General features: G+C 50.1%; 19 protein-coding genes and 1 pseudogene. 18 read left to right on the top strand and 2 right to left on the bottom strand.

Annotated elements, in window-relative coordinates:
• Nucleotides 1-2: 2 nt before the first annotated feature.
• The 16 genes and pseudogenes from WLO31_RS15260 (at nucleotide 3) to WLO31_RS15185 (ending at nucleotide 13,496) form a co-directional block, all read left to right on the top strand.
• Entirely contained in the window at nucleotides 3-1,484 is a 1,482-nt protein-coding gene (locus tag WLO31_RS15260) for a DUF3383 domain-containing protein (protein WP_435927463.1), read from the top strand.
• Nucleotides 1,485-1,494: 10 nt separating this feature from the next.
• Nucleotides 1,495-1,935: a phage structural protein gene (locus WLO31_RS15255; protein WP_435927462.1), complete on the top strand. Its 441-nt coding sequence runs from the start codon at nucleotides 1,495-1,497 to the stop codon at nucleotides 1,933-1,935.
• A gap of 3 nt (nucleotides 1,936-1,938) precedes the next feature.
• Nucleotides 1,939-2,346 carry a phage tail assembly chaperone gene (locus tag WLO31_RS15250; protein ID WP_435927461.1) on the top strand — a complete coding sequence of 136 codons (408 nt, stop codon included), beginning with the start codon at nucleotides 1,939-1,941 and terminating at the stop codon, nucleotides 2,344-2,346.
• 113 nt (nucleotides 2,347-2,459) lie between these two features.
• The gene (locus WLO31_RS15245) at nucleotides 2,460-2,534 is read left to right on the top strand and encodes a DUF6889 family protein (RefSeq protein WP_435930627.1); all 75 of its coding nucleotides are present in this window, start codon (nucleotides 2,460-2,462) and stop codon (nucleotides 2,532-2,534) included.
• Nucleotides 2,535-2,730: 196 nt separating this feature from the next.
• Nucleotides 2,731-4,317: a hypothetical protein gene (locus tag WLO31_RS15240; RefSeq protein WP_435927460.1), complete on the top strand. Its 1,587-nt coding sequence runs from the start codon at nucleotides 2,731-2,733 to the stop codon at nucleotides 4,315-4,317.
• Nucleotides 4,317-4,886, top strand: a complete 570-nt coding sequence (locus WLO31_RS15235; protein ID WP_435927459.1) for a phage baseplate protein — start codon at nucleotides 4,317-4,319, stop codon at nucleotides 4,884-4,886. Before WLO31_RS15240 ends, WLO31_RS15235 begins: the two co-directional genes overlap by 1 nt.
• Before the next feature lie 11 nt (nucleotides 4,887-4,897).
• Nucleotides 4,898-5,206 carry a phage baseplate plug family protein gene (locus WLO31_RS15230; RefSeq protein ID WP_435927458.1) on the top strand — a complete coding sequence of 103 codons (309 nt, stop codon included), beginning with the start codon at nucleotides 4,898-4,900 and terminating at the stop codon, nucleotides 5,204-5,206.
• Nucleotides 5,207-5,241: 35 nt separating this feature from the next.
• Nucleotides 5,242-6,249 carry a hypothetical protein gene (locus WLO31_RS15225; protein ID WP_435927457.1) on the top strand — a complete coding sequence of 336 codons (1,008 nt, stop codon included), beginning with the start codon at nucleotides 5,242-5,244 and terminating at the stop codon, nucleotides 6,247-6,249.
• A gap of 37 nt (nucleotides 6,250-6,286) precedes the next feature.
• The gene (locus WLO31_RS15220; protein WP_435927456.1) at nucleotides 6,287-7,042 is read left to right on the top strand and encodes a Gp138 family membrane-puncturing spike protein; all 756 of its coding nucleotides are present in this window, start codon (nucleotides 6,287-6,289) and stop codon (nucleotides 7,040-7,042) included.
• Entirely contained in the window at nucleotides 7,039-7,383 is a 345-nt protein-coding gene (locus WLO31_RS15215) for a hypothetical protein (protein ID WP_435927455.1), read from the top strand. The genes WLO31_RS15220 and WLO31_RS15215 overlap by 4 nt, the downstream gene beginning before the upstream one ends.
• Nucleotides 7,376-8,569 carry a baseplate J/gp47 family protein gene (locus tag WLO31_RS15210; RefSeq protein ID WP_435927453.1) on the top strand — a complete coding sequence of 398 codons (1,194 nt, stop codon included), beginning with the start codon at nucleotides 7,376-7,378 and terminating at the stop codon, nucleotides 8,567-8,569. The genes WLO31_RS15215 and WLO31_RS15210 overlap by 8 nt, the downstream gene beginning before the upstream one ends.
• Nucleotides 8,566-9,141: a DUF2612 domain-containing protein gene (locus WLO31_RS15205; RefSeq protein ID WP_435927452.1), complete on the top strand. Its 576-nt coding sequence runs from the start codon at nucleotides 8,566-8,568 to the stop codon at nucleotides 9,139-9,141. The genes WLO31_RS15210 and WLO31_RS15205 overlap by 4 nt, the downstream gene beginning before the upstream one ends.
• Before the next feature lie 2 nt (nucleotides 9,142-9,143).
• Nucleotides 9,144-10,580 (top strand): pyocin knob domain-containing protein, encoded by a 1,437-nt coding sequence (locus tag WLO31_RS15200; protein ID WP_435927451.1) that lies wholly within the window; start codon nucleotides 9,144-9,146, stop codon nucleotides 10,578-10,580.
• A gap of 11 nt (nucleotides 10,581-10,591) precedes the next feature.
• Nucleotides 10,592-11,101, top strand: a complete 510-nt coding sequence (locus tag WLO31_RS15195; RefSeq protein WP_435927450.1) for a tail fiber assembly protein — start codon at nucleotides 10,592-10,594, stop codon at nucleotides 11,099-11,101.
• Between the two features lie 221 nt (nucleotides 11,102-11,322).
• The gene (locus WLO31_RS15190) at nucleotides 11,323-12,390 is read left to right on the top strand and encodes a glycosyltransferase family 9 protein (RefSeq protein WP_435927449.1); all 1,068 of its coding nucleotides are present in this window, start codon (nucleotides 11,323-11,325) and stop codon (nucleotides 12,388-12,390) included.
• A gap of 100 nt (nucleotides 12,391-12,490) precedes the next feature.
• Nucleotides 12,491-13,496, top strand: a pseudogene (locus tag WLO31_RS15185) (IS3 family transposase).
• 71 nt (nucleotides 13,497-13,567) lie between these two features.
• Here the strand turns inward: WLO31_RS15185 and WLO31_RS15180 are convergent.
• Entirely contained in the window at nucleotides 13,568-14,416 is an 849-nt protein-coding gene (locus WLO31_RS15180) for a MurR/RpiR family transcriptional regulator (RefSeq protein ID WP_435927448.1), read from the bottom strand.
• A 233-nt stretch (nucleotides 14,417-14,649) separates the two neighbouring features.
• Here WLO31_RS15180 and yfhb point away from each other — a divergent pair, with 233 nt between their 5' ends.
• A complete protein-coding gene (gene yfhb / locus WLO31_RS15175) occupies nucleotides 14,650-15,288 on the top strand; it encodes a phosphatidylglycerophosphatase C (RefSeq protein WP_435927447.1) in 639 nt (212 codons plus the stop codon).
• A gap of 31 nt (nucleotides 15,289-15,319) precedes the next feature.
• A complete protein-coding gene (gene tadA / locus WLO31_RS15170) occupies nucleotides 15,320-15,856 on the top strand; it encodes a tRNA adenosine(34) deaminase TadA (protein ID WP_435927446.1) in 537 nt (178 codons plus the stop codon).
• On the opposite strand, the gene mltF is transcribed toward tadA, so the two are convergent.
• Nucleotides 15,747-17,297: a membrane-bound lytic murein transglycosylase MltF gene (mltF, locus tag WLO31_RS15165; RefSeq protein ID WP_435927445.1), complete on the bottom strand. Its 1,551-nt coding sequence runs from the start codon at nucleotides 17,295-17,297 to the stop codon at nucleotides 15,747-15,749. The genes tadA and mltF overlap by 110 nt on opposite strands.
• Between the last annotated feature and the right edge of the window lie 66 nt (nucleotides 17,298-17,363).

Below are 17,363 nucleotides of genomic sequence, written 5' to 3'. Positions count from 1 at the left end.
TTATGTCACAGGGTTTACCTGTCTCTAACATCGTCAATGTGACGGTGAGCATGGCTGCGCGCGCGGCCCAGTCCCGTAACTACGGCGCCCTGCTGGTCGTGGGAGCAAGCGACGTTATCGATGCCCGGGAGCGGATGCGCGCTTATTCCGGCATCAGCGGAGTCGCGGCGGATTTTGGCCTTGATACGCCGGAATATAAAGCGGCAAGCCTCTACTACCAGCAGTCTCCACAGCCGGTAGATTTGTATATCGGCCGCTGGGTAAAAACCGAAGCTGCCGCACGGTTACGTGGAGCAATTCTTACCGCTGATCAACAGGCAATGAGTAACTTTACGGCGGTGACGGACGGTGCGATGAGCATCGTGCTGGACGGCAAAGAGAGCACGATTACGGAAATCGATCTCAGCGCCGAAACCAATCTTAACGGCGTTGCCGGACGTATTCAGGATGCCCTGACCGGCAGCACCGTTGAATGGGATGCCGTGAGCGGCCGCTTCACCGTTCGTTCCATTACAGCCGGCGCCAGCTCCTCCGTGGGCTATGCGGATGCCGGCCCGGCAGGCACCGATCTCTCTGCCTTGCTTGGACTGACCGGGGCCGCTGGCGCCCAGCCGGTCGAAGGCCAGACAAGCGAGAGTATCAGCGAATGCGTTTCCGCCCTGTCCGGACATTCAACGGACTGGTATGGGCTGGTCATCGCCGACGGCACGCTGAGTGAGGAAGAGGTCCTGTCCGTGGCGGCGATAGTGGAATCTGACAGCGTATCGCGAATTTATGGCCATACCACGCAGAACACCGGCGCGCTGGATGCTGATGTCACGACCGACATCCTCAGCAGGCTGAAAGCGGCAAAATATTCCCGCACCTTCGGCCAGTATTCCAGCGCCACGCCGTTTGCGGCGGCATCCTTGTTTGGCCGCGCCTTCACCGTTAATTTTAACGGCAACAACACCACCGTTACCCTGAAGTTTAAGCAGGAGCCCGGCATCACGGCGGAGTACCTGACGCAAAGCCAGGCCAATGCGCTCGCGGCAAAAAATGGCAACGCCTTTGTTAACTACAACAACGATACCGCCATCATTCAGGAAGGGGTGATGTGCAACGGCGATTTTATTGATGAACGCCACGGCCTCGACTGGCTGCAAAACTATGTGCAGAACAACCTCTACAACCTGCTGTTCACCAGCACGACCAAAATCCCGCAGACCGATGCAGGCGTCACCCGCCTGTTAAGCAACGTTGAGCAGTCGATGAACCAGGCGGTTACCAACGGTCTGGTTGCGCCTGGCGTATGGAACGGCGGGGAAATAGGACAGCTGACGGCGGGCGATACGCTAACCAAAGGTTATTACGTTTACGCGCCTGCTATCGCGACCCAGGCCCAGTCCGATCGTGAAGCTCGTAAGGCCCCGGTGATTCAGGTGGCATGCAAACTGGCGGGTGCTGTGCATTTTGCCGACGTTGAAATTAATGTGGTTCGTTAAGGAGAGTTAAATGGGTACTTATTCTTTTATGGATGTCACGGCATCCTTTGCAGGTCCAACCGGCATTATCGATTTGGGCGCAGGTTCTGCGAACGCTGAGGAGGGCATTACGGTTTCTTTGGCCAACGCCAAAAACACCATGACCATCGGCATTGATGGCGAAGTTATGCAGAGCATGAGCCCGGATAAAAGCGGCACCATTACCGTCACGCTGATGAAAACCTCACCGGCGAACAAAAAACTATCTCAGGCATACAATGCCCAGACGCTCTCTTCAGCTACGTGGGGACGTAACGCTATCGTTATCCGCAATACCTCCTCCGGCGACTCAGTGACTGCTAACGCCGTTGCTTTCCAGAAGCTGCCGGACAACAAAAACGGCAAAGAAGGCGGCAGCGTCGCCTGGGTATTTGACTGCGGCAAAATCGACCAGGTGCTGGGGGAGTTTTAAGCCATGGAAATCACCTTTAAAGAGACGGATTACCGCATCGGCAAGCTAAACGTATTCGACCAGCTAAAAGTCGCCCGCAAGCTGCTGCCTGTGCTGGCCGGCATCGTGGGTGATTTTCGCAAATTGCAGGAGGGCGGCAACGCCCTCGAAACCGTTTTGCCGAAAATCGCCCGTACGCTGTCGGATCTCAGCGAAGAAGACTGCAATGCCATTCTTTATCCCTGCCTGCAGGTAGTGAGCCGCAGCCATATGAAATCCTGGGTGCCGGTGATGAACCAGCAGACGCTTGCCTTTGACGACATCGACCTGATGACCTTGCTGCAGCTTGTAGCCCGGGTGGTGGCCGATTCGCTGGGAAATTTTTTGCAAGAACTCCCCGGCCCGCCGTCCCAGGACCAGGCAGCGGCCTGAAGCTTGATACCCTGCCGGGCGGAGAAGATTACATCCTCCGCCCGGCGGAGGTTTTTGGGCTGAGCTGGCAGGATCTGAAAAGCGGCGCGGTGGATCTGTATGACATCGCGCTGATGAACGATTACCTGGAGATGCGGGCCGATAACAGGGCCCGCATCGCACGCTGGAGAGAAGAAAATGAGCGATAGCACGCAGCTTGTCCCTTATTTCTCGCTGCCTGATAGGTGGAAAGGCGAAAAATTAACTGACCGCATGACAGGCCTGGTCGACAGGCTAAGCGCTGTTTTTATCAATATTGAAAACAGGCTGGCGTCAAATAAGGTTACAGAGCAAACAACCACCTACGAGAAGCTGGCAAAGGGCCTGCAAACGCTTAATGAGTTCGTGATCCAACCGGCAGTAAAATCAGGAAACTATTTTCTGGAAACGCTGGATGGCATGGAGAAAGATGCTCAGTCAGCTCAAATGCTTGATATGAGCGTGGACAAATACCAGTCCATAAAATATGCATCCGAGCAATCCGGTGGCGATCAAAAAACGCTGGAAGGCTCGATTAAAAACGTAAGTGCGTTATGGAATACCGATAAAGCAGGCGAAGTACTCCTCAACAAAATGGGCGTAACCACTCGTGGTGAAGATGGCTCAAAGCGTGATAACGCTGAGGTTTTTCTACAGCTTGCTCAATCGCTAGGAGGCATGGATAAAAACGAAGCCAGCCTTCAGGCCGGTTTATTAGGGATTGATGAAGGTACGCTTAACGGCATGCAACACGGGCTTGCTCAGTACGCCGATGATTATCAACGCCTGATGCAAGCAACTGACTTAAACGCTGAAAAAAGCGCCGACCAATCCACGCAGTTTATGGTTTCGTGGCGCCGGATGTCTTCCGTAGTGGATCTGTTTGGCAAGAAGTTGAGCGGAAACCTCGCGCAAGGCCTCTCGGATCCTGTCACTAACTTAACGGAAAAATTACTCTCTAAAGCTCCGCAGATTGAAAATGTGCTCAGCAAAGCAGGCGCAATTGCTATCTGGTTTGGTGAAGTCTTTACCGATGCGCTGAGCGGCATTATTGACCTGGTAACTGATGTCGCAGACTGGTGGGACACGCTTGACGGTGAATCTCAATCGTTCATTGCCGCGCTGACGGGCCTGGCAGGGGCCTGGCTGGTGCTCAACAGCGCATTTATGGCTTCACCCATCGGCATCATCCTTTCCCTTGTTGCTGCAATAGGCCTGCTTTACAACGACTACCAGAAGTGGAAATCGGGAAGCGACAGCTTAATTGACTGGGGCAAATGGGAGCCTGTCATAACCCTTGCGTCACAAGCGATTGGTGAGCTGGCAAACATCGTTAAAACCCTCTTTAGCGATTTTATGGCGTTGCTGGGAATCGACTTCAGTTCGTGGTCCATCTCGACCCTTTTTCAGGGGCTGATCGATAATTTCAACGAGCTGGGTGAAACGCTGCAAAAAATCGGCAAATTGCTTGGCGCCCTTAAGGAAGGAAACTGGGCTGAAGTGGCCAGTATTGGAAAAGACCTGATTACTGGCGGAATAACGAATACCCCTACGGAATGGCTTGCACAAAAAGGGGGCGATTATATAGGGAAAAAAGCGACGCAGGCGTGGGACGGTTTCGTTGGCTGGGCAACGAAAGGTGAAAAGAAAAATACTCGCCGGGAAGAGGGCAGCACTTCAACGCTGTTGCCAAAAATAATGGACACTCTTGCTGCTTCTGATTTATCGGCATTGCTGCCGGGAGGTGCTGGTTTTGATAATCAACGCTACGCCTGGAGCAGCGATCTAATGCAAACAGCGCCTGGCAACATCAGTTCACCTACCTGGAACAACAAAACCGATATTGCCATCTATAACGCCCGCGATCCTTACGCTACCGGTGAGGAAGTGGAACGGCGGCAACTGAACGTTTACGCCCGCCAGGCGCAACAATATTCAGGAGGTTTAACCTGATGAATAGCATGTCGGCCCTCTTTCAAAGCCGTACCCGGCATATTGGTTTGATCGTCCCTCAGGTTGTAGTAAGAGAAAAACATACCGACAGCATTGAGATCACGTCTCACCCTGTACAGGCAGGCGCCAATATCAGCGATCATGCTTGGGTCAAACCCGGGGAAGTGATAATTGACTGCAGTTTTTCCAGCGGTGGCTCGCTGTTGGATTTTGCCGATACGGCTGCTTATGGAATAACGGTGGGATTAAACCCTACGGAGGTCTATCAGCAGCTCCTCAATCTGCAAAAAACCTGTGAGCCTTTCGAAGTAGTGACGAGCAAACGGACCTACAGCAACATGCTCATGCGTCAGATTGAAGTCACTACCGATAAAACCACGCAGCACATTCTGACCTGTTCACTCACGCTGGTAGAGGTTCTGTTTTCCTCAACGGAAAATATCCCCACTGCCGATAAATCCGCTATGAAAAACGGTGTCAGCACTGCGCCAACGCAAAATGGCGGCACTAAAACTACCCTACCGGCGGGAACGGTAACCATATTTCCCTTTAACGATACTCAAGCTTAGCGGGAGTCATTATGTCAGCAGTAGAAATTCCGCTTAGCGCGGATAACCAGACTTTCACTATTAGGCTCGGCGGCAGGCAGCTCCGGCTACGCGTGATGTATCGCGATGAGGCCAGCTGGATACTTGATCTTCTTGAAACAGACTACACGTCGATTATTAACGGTATTCCGCTGGTGCCCGGCGTGGATTTGTTGGCACCTTACAAGCACCTCAATTTGACCGGTGGTCTGTTTGTTGTCTCTGAGGATGTCGCTCAGGAATATCCTACCAAAACCAATCTCGGTTTCCGAAGTCACCTCTACTTCGTCACCCAAAACTAAAAACCTGCTGCGGCAGGTTTTTTAATGGAGAAACTATGAGTCAAAACTGGCTGCGGCATTTTGAACTGCAACTGCTCAGAACGGACGGCGGCGGGATAAAGCTAAGCGGTTTCAAAGCCACGTTTAAAGTCGAGTGGTTTATCGGAACGGCTCCTAAAGTTGCTGAGCTGAAAATCTATAACCTGGCCCTTAATACCGCGAACAAAATCATCGACAAAGAATTTTCGAAGATCCGCCTGTTTGCCGGCTATGACGGACTGACACCCGTGGTTAACGAAAGCGAAGTCGGAGTCATACATGAAATTTCCCCCGACGATCCCGGGCAGCGTGGCGGCCGCAACTACGGCCTGATTTTCAGCGGTGATATTCGCATTACCCTCGCTGGCAGTGACGGCACGCCGGATACATGGCTTCTGGTGCAGGCGATCGACGGCCATGAGGCTATCTCTTACGCGACAATAAGCGCCACCCTGGCAAGAGGCTATACCGTCAAGGATATGTATGACCTGGCTCTGGCAGGGCTAAAACCTTACAACATTACTGGCGGGACGCTACCTGATTTCCCAACCACGATTTTTCCGCGTGGCTATACCTTTCACGGCAAAGTCAGCAGCTATCTGACTCAGATAGCAACGCTTTGCAATGCAAGCTGGGAACTGCTTGATGACCGGCTTGAAATGTATGGCAAAGACCACGTTGTGCACCCTCCAGTGCCGCTTAATACCGCCAATGGCCTGACGGGGATGCCGCAGAGCACGACGGGAGCAGGCGTTAATGCCAAATGCCTGATCAATCCCAATATCCGTTTAAAGGGACAAATTCTGCTCAATGAATCTTTGCTACATCAGGCGGTACCAGATTTAAAAAAGCTGACTAACAGGTCTTTCTCGCCGGGTAAAAGCAAAGATGGCGTCTATGAAATATATGGCATCACCTACTACGGCGATACGCGAGGTAACGACTGGTATATGGATTTAATGTGCCAGGCAACTGGCTCAAAAGACCCTGCCGGTGAGGGTAGTCAGACAAAAAAATCGAGGTAGTGTCTGCACGATAAAAATCCTGAGGAAGGAGCAACCAATGGCTTTAACCACATCGGCCCTGAACGGTGAACTGGCCGAAACCCTTGCGGCGTTAAGCGCTGCGCTAAGTAACGATCTCCGTGTCGCCCTTCCGGGCATTATTCAAACTTTCGATCCTCAAACCGTTACCTGCTCCATAGCCCCTGCAATTAAAGGTATGGCAACCGCCAGCAATGGCTCTACAAGCTCAATCAACTACCCATTGCTTGTGGATGTCCCGGTGGTATTTCCTCGCGGAGGTGGTTGCACGCTGACGTTTCCGATTAAAAGTGGTGATGAATGCCTGGTCATATTTGCCGACCGTGCCATCGACTTTTGGTGGCAAAACGGCGGGACGCAGGAACCCGTAAACGAGCGCCAGCACTCTTTGTCCGACGCCTTTGTCATCCCGGGCCCACAGTCGCAGGCCAAAAAAATCAGCGGCATAAGCACCAGCGCGGCGCAGCTTAGAACGGATGACGGCGCGGCGTTTATCGAGGTTGCAGCCGGGCATGCCATCACGCTGGCTACGCCCGGGAAACTATCGGCAAAAGCCGAGGGAGGCACTGAAATCACTTCACCGACCATAGTGCTTAACGGCGCCGTCACGATTAACGGTCCGCTCAGCCAGGGCAAAGGTGCAGCGGGAGGTAGTGCCACATTGCTTGGCCCGGTTAGCGTCGATACCGAGGTGCGTGCTGGAGGTATCAGCCTGACGACTCACACCCATAGCGGTGTACAAAGCGGCAGCGGTAACACAGGAGGCCCGCGATGAAATACCGTAAAGAAATCGACAATGATTATGCTTTTGGCCGTGGCGACTCTGCCTTTTTAAGCAATAGCGCACAGGCCGTAGCGCAGGCGGTTAAAACCAGGCTTTCTTTGTGGCGTGGCGAATGGTTTCTTGATACGGCCGAAGGGACGCCCTATGTCCAGTCGGTGCTTGGTAAACATAATGAAGATATTTATTCGTTGGCCATTCGCGATCGTATTACAGGCACGCAGGGTGTGAAGTCGATCACCGCATTTAATACTCAAAATAACAGTAGCGCCCGACGCCTGGCCTACAGCGTTACGCTGGATACCATCTATGGAGAGGTAACTGTCGATGTATGAAAACGTGATTAACAGTATGGTGCCGACTATTACCCAGGATGGTATTTCAGCGCCGGACTTTCAGACCATACTGGAACAATGGAAAATACTATTCCGGGATATTTACGGCGATGATATTTATATCGAACCGGACAGCAAAGACGGCGTATTACTTTCTCTTATTGCTTATGCCATGCACGGCTGTAATAACACAACTATTGCCGCCTATAATTCCTTTAGTCCAGTTAGCGGCATGGGGGAAGGGCTGTCCCGTAACGTAAAAATTAACGGAATCGTGCGTAAACTGGCGAGTAACTCAACTGTCGATTTAGAATTGACGGGAAAAGTCGGCACCGTGATTAAAAATGGTCAGGTGCGTGATACGGCAGGCAACATCTGGTCTTTGCCTGCCGAAGTCACGCTAGATCTTCATGGCAAGGCGACGGTGACAGCGGTGTGCCAAGTAGCGGGGGCGGTCGGAGCATTAAGCGGTGATATAACCGAAATTGCCACACCAACGCTTGGCTGGCAGAGCGCAGCGAACCTTACCGCAGCGACAGAAGGACGAGCGACAGAAACTGACGCTGAGTTACGCCAGCGACAGGCTAAGTCAGTTGCGCTGCCTTCGAAAACTGTCGTTGAGGGTTTACAGGGAACGCTGGCCAATCTTCCCGGCGTGGCACGTTTGCGGGTGTTTGATAACGATACCGATACGGTCGATGACAACGGTATTCCTGCACATAATATTGCCGTAGTTATTGATGGTGGCGATGCCAGCAGCATTGCCAAAGCTATTGCGCTGAAAAAAACGCCTGGCGTTCCCACCTACGGTACGACCACAGAAAACGTTATCGACAGTTACGGTAATACGAAAAAAATACATTACTTCCGCCCAACAGCACTTCCTGTATATGTTGAGATAAAACTCAAGCCATTAACAGGATATACCACCGATATCGGCAATGGGGTGAAAGAATCGGTGAGTGAGTTTATTAATTCCTTAAATATTGGTGACACTCTTTATTTATCTCGTCTCTTTGTTCCTGCCACGCTTGATATTACTAGCGGGGGAAATACTTACGACATCTTATCAATAGAAATTGGTAAAACGGCGGGGAACCTTTCCACTACTAATATGCCAGTTGCGTTTAATGAGCTGCTGTCCAGTACCATTGCGAATATAAACATCATAACGGTGTCGGTATGAGCAATAAATACAGTGAATTAATCCCCTCCTGGCAACAGGAGGCACCGAAATTCTTTACTACCATCGAGGCTGTTACCTCCGCATTTACAGCACAACAGCTTGTAAATAATAGTTTAATTCCACACTTCGATCTTGATAAAGCGATTGGCGTTCAATTGGATAATCTTGGTCTGTGGATTGGACAAACCCGAAGGATAACGGCACCCATTGATGATTTTTTCTTTTCTCTTGATAGCCAGGCTCTCGGTTTCGATTACGGCTACTGGAAAAATCGCTACGATGCAGAATTTGGATTTATCGATCTTGACGATAGTAACTATCGCACGGTACTGCGCGCTAAAATTGGTGCGAACAACTGGGACGGAACAAATGAAACACTGCCCAATATTTTACAAAGCATTTACCCGAAAAAAGATATTCTTATTTCCTTTTCCGATAACCAGGATATGACCATGACGGTTTCGGTGAAGGGAAAATCTATTTCTAATATTACCAAAGAAATTATCCGCCAGGGGTATCTTGCCATAAAGCCTGGTGGGATTACCGTTAATTACGAAATTACCGAGGGTTAACCATGCCTGTAAATGATTTTAAGGCGTTCGCCACCGGCGAGCACGCCAACGTATTGTCACAACCTGAATTTGAGGATTTAGAAGCGCTGGGTACCGGCTTTCAGTCCGGCATCGCCCGGAGCGAAGAGCTAAATAAAGTCTGGCGTCAGGCCTCGACAATCGCCTCTGTGGTGGCCTCGTTTATGGCCTCAAAATCCGGTAACGACGTGCTGGACAATGGCAACCTGGACGCGCTACAGGCGACGTTGTTAAAAGCGCTGTTAAATAACTCGACCAGCCAGCTGGACGGACGCTATTTGAAAGCGACGGCAAACCTGTCTGAGTTAACCAATGCAGGCACTGCTCGTGGTAACCTGGGGCTGAAAGGCGCGGCGGTACAGGATATAGGCACGGTTGCCGGGACAGTCGCTGCGGGCAATGATGCTCGCATTGTTAATGCGGTTCAAAGAGGTAATAATCTTTCTGATTTGACCGATAAATCATCCGCATTAGTGAATCTGAACGGTGTACCGAAAACAACTGCCATTAATGGTCGAGTTTTGACGGGGAATATTAATGTAACAGCGCAAGATATTTTCAATGGTCAGTCAATTCCAATTCCAGACGCAGCCGATCTAAATACGTTTATGATCCCTGGGCTTTACTACCAGTCAGCAAATGCGCAGGCCTCAACTGGAAAAAACTATCCAGAAGCACAAGCTGGTTCACTTGAAATTTATAAGCATGCTGGTTTTACCCAAGTTTATCGTATATATGGAAATTCTAAGTGTTATATTCGAACTTATTATGGCGGGACTTGGGCGGCATGGGCTAGAGTTTACGACACTGCGTATAAGCCCACACCGGCAGAAATTGGTGCTCTCTCTCTAAATGGTGGAACGCTAAATGGTGGATTTGCTGTTGTAGCAAATTCAAATGCAATAAGTATGTATGCTGATCCCGGCCAGGCTCTTTATCTACTAGCCAGGGAAAAAGCCGGAACTAATTTATGGTATGTCGGTAAAGGTGGAGTTGCGGGAACCGCTGGACTTTATAATTATATTGGGACAAATGGAGTAACACTAAATGCAAATGGTTCAATCTCTTTAAATGCATCTGGAGGGCAACCAATTGTTGTAAATACACAAGTTGTACCTACTAATTATGCAAACTTTGATGCACGTTATCAAGCAAAAGGAAGCTACACACCTGCTGGTCAAGCGTATACAAAAGCAGAAAGTGATTCTAGATTTCCGCTAAAAACGTCCACTGTTATTGGAGTGCGAGTTAGTGCTCGAGGAACAATTGGAGCAGATAGTGGTACAAGTGATGTTGAGGCGCCAATAGGTAATTTTATGACTGGTCATGTTGGTAGTAATGGGGATGTTCGGTATGGACGCTGGTATGTAAGGGCTTTACAAGTCAATATCAATGGCACATGGCGGACAATTACTGTGTAATGAGGTGCGGAGTGAATATAAAAAATTTTACTTTATCTAGAGTTGAACAGTGTGAAGGATACACAATAGGTTATCTAACGTCTGAAGATGGCCGAGACTGGTACGAAGTGCAGAATCTGTTTGATAGAGATAAGCTTAAGATTGAATATGAATCTACTGGTCTGATTAGCAGAATATCAATGGAGATCTCAGAACTATGGCCATTGGATAAGTCGGTTGCAGATATCGAATTAAAAAAAGTACCCAAAAATATAAATGAAAAAGGAATGTGGCTTTTTGATGGGGAAAATATAAATTCTGTGCCAATAGATTATATCGGCTTGGCTACTCTGAAAAGAAAAGAGCTTATTAGTTTAGCAAGCCAAAATATTGCAATACTTCAGGATGCCGTTGAACTCGGCATTGATAAGCATGATGAGGTGCATCTTTTGCCTGCATGGAAAAAGTACCGAGTCCAACTTAATCGAATCGATGTTTCACTGGCGCCAGATATCCAGTGGCCGATTCAGCCTTCATCATAACCCTGTCAGACACCGGCCAAAACTGCACAGCATAGGCCGGTGTGCGACATGAGCAATTGCTTTATTAAGGCTACAACGGCTTTATGTTGCGTTCCTGGACAGGACAGATTTTCATGATTAAAGTGTTTAATTGTGGTAACATACTGCCAGCGATTTAGATGGATACCTGGGTGGTATTTTCACTTTTTAGGAATATAATAATGTCAATATCTGGTATGAAAATGAAGGTATTTGAATTCATACTTTGTTCACTCAGGAAGAAAAAGAGAATGCGACCTGAGGCATTTTCATCTCAGCCAATAAAAAATATTGTCGTTATAAACAACAAGCGGCTCGGGGATTTTCTTTTTTGCACGCCAGCAATTAAAACTATTAAAGAGCATAGTTCGGCATCAAAAATTATAGTCGTTACAAGTAAGCAGAATGCTGGGCTCATTGGTGATACAGAGTTTATAGATGAAATATACTTTATGGAGAATACGCTTTCTGATGCATTGACAATTGGCAAAACATTGCGCTCCCTTAATCCAGAAATAGGTATTATCTTTCACTCCAAATCTCCATATGATCTAATTGCATTAACTGTGGCTGGTGTTAATTGCTTACTAAAACATTACTTTGGAAATGAAAGAAAGGCTCTCTTCAAAGTTTGTGATGGCTATGTGGTGGGTGGAATAATGCCTCCTGTGATAAATGATCTGGAACTTGTCAGGATGTTGGGATTTAGCAGCCCTGTTCCAGAGATGTTTTTCCCGTCAAAGGTATCCGCAAAAAAAACACAGCAGCTAAGGGTTGGCATTCAGCTCGGCGCATCAGGAAAAGATAGATTCTTTCCCGCTAAAACTGCGGCAAACGTAATACATATGCTTTTAACCTGCTATCCTGAAATGGAATTCTATTTATTAGGTGTAAAGCAAGAGTCTGCTTTAGGAATTGAGTTGCTGAACAGCTTGGATGAAAAAACTAAAGCTAATGTTATTGATTTAATAGGTAAAACCTCTATTTTACAGCTAGCTGAACAAATTAATGATATGGCAGTTTTGATTACTCCGGATACAGGTTGTTTGCATATTGCAACGGCGCTAAAAACAAAGACAGTAAGTTTATTTGTCTATAGGCAAAAAAATGCAAGTGTTCCACAGCAAGACTTCAAGAAGCACAAGACACTGTATGCATGTGACTATCCTCTATACGATTCGACATTAAATGATGGCAGCCGATTAGCCACCATCCCTGCTGAGCAAATAGTTAAATCAGTAGTAACATTAATTGTTGATAAGCATTTATAAGTGATTTTCACCTACGGATAGTGTAAGTATCCCGCATAATCGTGCCATTCACATTTAGAGATCTTCCGGCATACTCATTTTGCCAACGAAGGAGATCGCTATGCGTAAAGCCCGTTTTACTGAGCATCAGATCATCACGGTGATTAAGTCAGTTGAAGCCGGACGAACAGTGAAAGATGTCTGCCGCGAGGCCGGAATCTCTGAAGCCACGTATTACAACTGGAAGTCTAAATACGGTGGCATGGAAGCATCTGATATTAAAAAGATAAAGGATCTTGAGGACGAGAACCGACGGCTCAAGCAGATGTTTGCCGACCTCAGTTTTGAGAATCGGGCACTGAAAGATGTTATCGAAAAAAAGCTCTGAAGCCAGCCTTTAAGCGTGAGCTGGTGACGCATCTGATAACAACATTCGGACTGAGTATTCGTCAGGCCTGCAGGAGCATGAATCTGAGCAGAACGGTTTACCATTACCGTCCGGACAACACGCGTGACGAACCCGTTATTTTCGCGCTGCAGACGGCTGCGGAAAGATATCCACGATACGGCTTCCCGAAGCTGTTTCAGGTTCTGCGGCGGCAGGGATACCAGTGGAACCATAAACGGATCCACCGTATTTACTGTCTGCTGAAACTGAATTTTCGTCGCAAAGGCAAACAGCGTCTGCCGGTACGTAACCCATCGCCGCTGATCACACCTGAAGCTCTGAACCAGAGCTGGTCTGTTGATTTCATACATGACGCGCTGATTTGCGGCCGTCGCTTTCGCACATTCAATGTCGTCGATGATTTTAATCGCGAGGCTTTGTCGATCGAAATAGACCTGAACCTGCCGGCCCAACGAGTGGTTCGAGTGCTCGACAGGATCGCAGCAAACCGGGTAAACCGACTCAGAATGCATTTATTGAACGCTTTAACCGGACATACCGCACTGAAATACTCGATTTCTATCTGTTCAGGACGCTGAACGAAGTACGGGAAATCACAGAGCGGTGGCTTTCAGAATATAACTGTGAACGTCCACATGAATCACTGAACAACCTGACACCGGAGGAATACCGATTACAACACCATCTGGCCGGGATCTCAAAAAGTGCGTGGAACTAAAACGGGTCTATTTACAATAGGATTAAGCAACTATTTGCTTCTGGTTGTATATGACTCTCGCCATTGTTCTTTCAAACCAGCTTCTTCACCAGAGCCTCGCTGTGCCGGATTCGGTCCGGAGCATTCTCCAGATCCTGCTGGACCAGCGCCATAAACAGCAAATCCGTCAGCATCATCTGCGCGCTGGTGGAAGAAATCGCCGCGCTGCGCGTCGCCAGTTCTTCAGCGATGGTGTACAGACAAAGCGTGGCGCGCTGTTGTAGCGCATTAGGCGTAAAGCCGGTGACGGCGAGAATTTTTGCGCCGGTGCGTAATGTTTCATCGGCGGCGAGATTAATCTCGCGCCGTTCGCCTGAATAGGAAATGGCGAAAAGGACATCGTCCGGGCTAAGCGCCTGCGCGGTGGCCAGCAGGGCGTGCATATCCTGTTCCGCTACGGCATTGATGCCGATTTTCAACAGCTTCCAGGCAAAGTTTTTCGCCACCAGACCCGATGCGCCAATACCGACAACCAGCACGCGCCGCGCGTTACGCAACATTGCCACGCTTGCCAGCAGTTTCTCTTCGCTGTTGATATCAAGGCTTGCATGCATGGCAGCGAGATTGTCCTTAATCAGCTTTTCTCCCACCAGCCTTAGCGGGTCGTCGCCAAGGATCTGATTGTGGACCGGCACGGAGTGGGGATCCTGGCCGCTGGCCAGCGCCTCGCTGAGGGCAAGCTTAAGTGAGGGAAAACCCTTGAAGCCCAGCTTCTGGGAGAATTTAACAACGCTTGACTGGCTGACGCCTGCCTCCCTGGCGAGAAGTTGGGAGCTGAGGTGTCGGGCTTTGTCGGGGTTTGCCAACAGGTAATCTGCCAGTTTACGGTCACTTTGCGCCAGAGTGGGATAACGCTGACGAATACGCAGTAAACAATTCATTTCCGCTCCGTTGGATCAATTCAATTACAGGTCGGTTAGATAATAACGTAAATTGCCTCTGAGAATGCACGTTGATTCCGTTATTGCATCGTTAGATGGAATTAAATATTCAATAAAAGGCGCCTGACGATTGTTACCGGAAAGTTCTGGTTCTATCTGTTAGGCTTTGTGTAACGGTCACCGTTGGCGGCGTTTTATACGCCGGGGGAGTTAACCATTCAAAGGAGTTGCGTTTGGCAAACCAGAGTGAGCGTCGGGTAGTATTTTTCGATTTAGATGGCACCCTGCATCAGCAGGATATGTTCGGCAGTTTTTTACGCTACCTGCTGCGCCATCAGCCCCTCAATCTGCTGCTTGTTGCTCCGCTTTTGCCGGTAATAGGCGCCGCGCTGCTGATTAAAGGGCGTGCCGCGCGCTGGCCGATGAGCCTGCTGCTCTGGGGCGCGACTTTCGGACACAGCGAAGCGCGGCTTAAGCAACTGGAGAGGAACTTCGTGACCTGGTTTCGTACCCGTGTGACGGCGTTTCCCATCGTGCAGCAAAGGCTTACCGACTACCTGACCAGTTCAGATGCGGATGTCTGGCTTATCACCGGTTCGCCGCAGCCGCTGGTGCAGCAGGTCTACTACGATACGCAGTGGTTGCCCAAAGTGAAGCTTATCGCCAGCCAGATTAAACGTTCGCACGGCGGCTGGGTGTTGACAATGCGCTGCCTCGGGCACGAAAAAGTGGCGCAGCTTGAGCAGCAAATCGGCACGCCCCTTCAGCTCTACAGCGGCTACAGCGACAGCAAACAGGATAACCCGCTGCTCTACTTCTGCCAGCACCGCTGGCGCGTCACCCCGCAGGGCCAGCTCCAGCAACTTGAGTAACGCATTTCGCATCCGGCAGGCGGTGTGTATAATGCGCCGCGCCTTAGTTCCTCAGGAGTTTGCCGTGTCAAAAAGTGAATTTACCCATGAAGACTGGATGCGCCATGCGCTAACGCTTGCACAGCGTGCCTGGGATGAGGGGGAGGTTCCGGTCGGCGCTGTGCTGGTGCATGAGAATAAAGTGATTGGCGAGGGCTGGAACCGACCCATAGGCCGCCACGATCCTACGGCGCATGCGGAAATCATGGCGCTGCGTCAGGGCGGTATGGTGCTGCAAAACTACCGTTTATTAGATACCACGCTTTATGTCACGCTCGAACCTTGCGTTATGTGCGCGGGCGCTATGGTCCACAGCCGTATCGGCTCGCTGGTGTTTGGAGCACGCGACGCCAAGACCGGGGCGATTGGCTCGCTGATGGATGTGCTGGGCCACCCCGGCATGAATCACCAGGTCGGCGTTATTGAGGGCGTGCTGGCGGAAGCGTGTTCGGCAATGCTGAGCGATTTTTTCCGGGCCCGTCGTCTGGAGAAAAAGGCCCTAAAGGAAATGGCCCGTAAGGCGGAGTAGCCAGCTCCACCGGCGCCACCGCAGGATAAGCTTCAGCAAATTTTGCTTTCTGCGCCGCCTGCTTCTCTTTCTCCTGCAGATACCCTTCCAGGCTTAACTGATACTTACGGATATTCTCAACGTACGCGTAGGCTTCATGGCCGCGTGCATAGCCATAAGTCGTCTTGCTGTAATACTGCTTCTGGCTTAACAGCGGCAGCCTCACTTTGACATCGGCCCAGCTATCGGGATTTCCTTTCAGTTTCGCGGTGAGCTGCCGCGCATCAAGCATATGGGCGTAACCCATATTATAGGCCGCCAGAGCAAACCAAATCCTTTCGTCTTCCGGCACCGTTTCCGGCACTTTCCCCATCATATCTTTCAGATAACGGCTGCCGCCGCTGATGCTCTGCTCCGGGTCGAGCCTGTCCGTCAGGCCCAGGCTTTGCGCGGTATTTTTGGTCAACATCATCAGGCCGCGCACGCCGGTAGGGGAGGTGGCCTGGTTATCCCAGTGAGATTCCTGATAGGAGATAGCGGCAAGCAAACGCCAGTCGATATCCGTAGCGTATTTTTCAAACAGCGGCCGAAGCTCCGGCAGGACGGTATCTACCGCGTTAAGGAAGGTGCGGGTATCGACATAATCAAAATCCCCGATATGGCCAAGGTATTTCTCTTCCAGGCGAGCCAGAATCCCGTCGCCGCTCAGCTGGTTATAAAAATCGAGAAGGGCTGCGGCAAGGCTGTCGTCGTCGCCGCGTGCGCTAAACCAGGTCACCGGCTGCTCGTCGGTCACGTCCAGCGCTACCGCAAGCTGCGGATGAACGCGCTGGAATATGCTGATTGCGATAGAGTCGGAAATAGTGAAGGCAATGCTGCCGTCTATGACCTGTTGTAAGAGCTGATTGCTGGTGTGTTTACTATCGATGCTCCACGACAAATCGGGGTATTTGCTCTCTTTCAGCGCCTGCAGATCGCTTAATACGGCGACGCCTGACGATAAGACCAGCTTATTCTCCTTTACGCCTGCGAGCGTTTTAGGGCGGGGGCTGCCCACGCGATAAACCATCTGCTGCGATACGAAATAGTAAGCCGGACCCGCCTGATAATGCCGGCTACGCTCGGTGTTATAGACCAGACCGGCGGCGAGCACGTCGGCGTCATTGTTATCCAGATCGTCAAACAGCGCATTGATATTCGGGCGAACGGTAACCTGAAGCTTTACGCCAAGATAATCGGCAAACTGTTGAGCGAGCTCGTAATCAAGGCCCTGCACTTTATTGTTCACCCTGCTATAGGTCAGGGGAGAGGCAATAGTGCTGATGCGCAAGACTCCCCGCGCTTGAATGGCGGCGATACGGTTTTCGGCTTTTCCGAACCAGGGAATGGAGGGCCAAAGCGCCACAGCCAGCAGCACGGTTACAACACCGATAAGCAGATAATTAATCTTAATTCTTTTCAAATGGTTAATGGTCTGCGGTGCCTCAGGTCTTAGCTAATAACGGTCATTGATAAGCGCGGTCCGGTC

The sequence above is a fragment of the Dryocola sharpae genome (genome assembly GCF_051307055.1).
Classification (GTDB): Bacteria; Pseudomonadota; Gammaproteobacteria; order Enterobacterales; family Enterobacteriaceae; genus Dryocola.
The sequence above is the reverse complement of the archived record's forward strand: the minus strand, read 5'-3'. Positions and strand labels throughout refer to the sequence as shown.

Excerpts from the sequence above, each read along its gene's own strand:
- WLO31_RS15260 (WP_435927463.1), top strand. The coding sequence starts at position 3 with ATGTCACAGGGTTTACCTGTCTCTAACATCGTCAATGTGACGGTGAGC.
- WLO31_RS15255 (WP_435927462.1), top strand. The coding sequence starts at position 1,495 with ATGGGTACTTATTCTTTTATGGATGTCACGGCATCCTTTGCAGGTCCA.
- WLO31_RS15250 (WP_435927461.1), top strand. The coding sequence starts at position 1,939 with ATGGAAATCACCTTTAAAGAGACGGATTACCGCATCGGCAAGCTAAAC.
- WLO31_RS15235 (WP_435927459.1), top strand. The coding sequence starts at position 4,317 with ATGAATAGCATGTCGGCCCTCTTTCAAAGCCGTACCCGGCATATTGGT.
- WLO31_RS15230 (WP_435927458.1), top strand. The coding sequence starts at position 4,898 with ATGTCAGCAGTAGAAATTCCGCTTAGCGCGGATAACCAGACTTTCACT.
- WLO31_RS15225 (WP_435927457.1), top strand. The coding sequence starts at position 5,242 with ATGAGTCAAAACTGGCTGCGGCATTTTGAACTGCAACTGCTCAGAACG.
- WLO31_RS15220 (WP_435927456.1), top strand. The coding sequence starts at position 6,287 with ATGGCTTTAACCACATCGGCCCTGAACGGTGAACTGGCCGAAACCCTT.
- WLO31_RS15215 (WP_435927455.1), top strand. The coding sequence starts at position 7,039 with ATGAAATACCGTAAAGAAATCGACAATGATTATGCTTTTGGCCGTGGC.
- WLO31_RS15210 (WP_435927453.1), top strand. The coding sequence starts at position 7,376 with ATGTATGAAAACGTGATTAACAGTATGGTGCCGACTATTACCCAGGAT.
- WLO31_RS15205 (WP_435927452.1), top strand. The coding sequence starts at position 8,566 with ATGAGCAATAAATACAGTGAATTAATCCCCTCCTGGCAACAGGAGGCA.
- WLO31_RS15200 (WP_435927451.1), top strand. The coding sequence starts at position 9,144 with ATGCCTGTAAATGATTTTAAGGCGTTCGCCACCGGCGAGCACGCCAAC.
- WLO31_RS15190 (WP_435927449.1), top strand. The coding sequence starts at position 11,323 with ATGAAGGTATTTGAATTCATACTTTGTTCACTCAGGAAGAAAAAGAGA.
- WLO31_RS15180 (WP_435927448.1), bottom strand. The coding sequence starts at position 14,416 with ATGAATTGTTTACTGCGTATTCGTCAGCGTTATCCCACTCTGGCGCAA.
- tadA (WP_435927446.1), top strand. The coding sequence starts at position 15,320 with ATGCGCCGCGCCTTAGTTCCTCAGGAGTTTGCCGTGTCAAAAAGTGAA.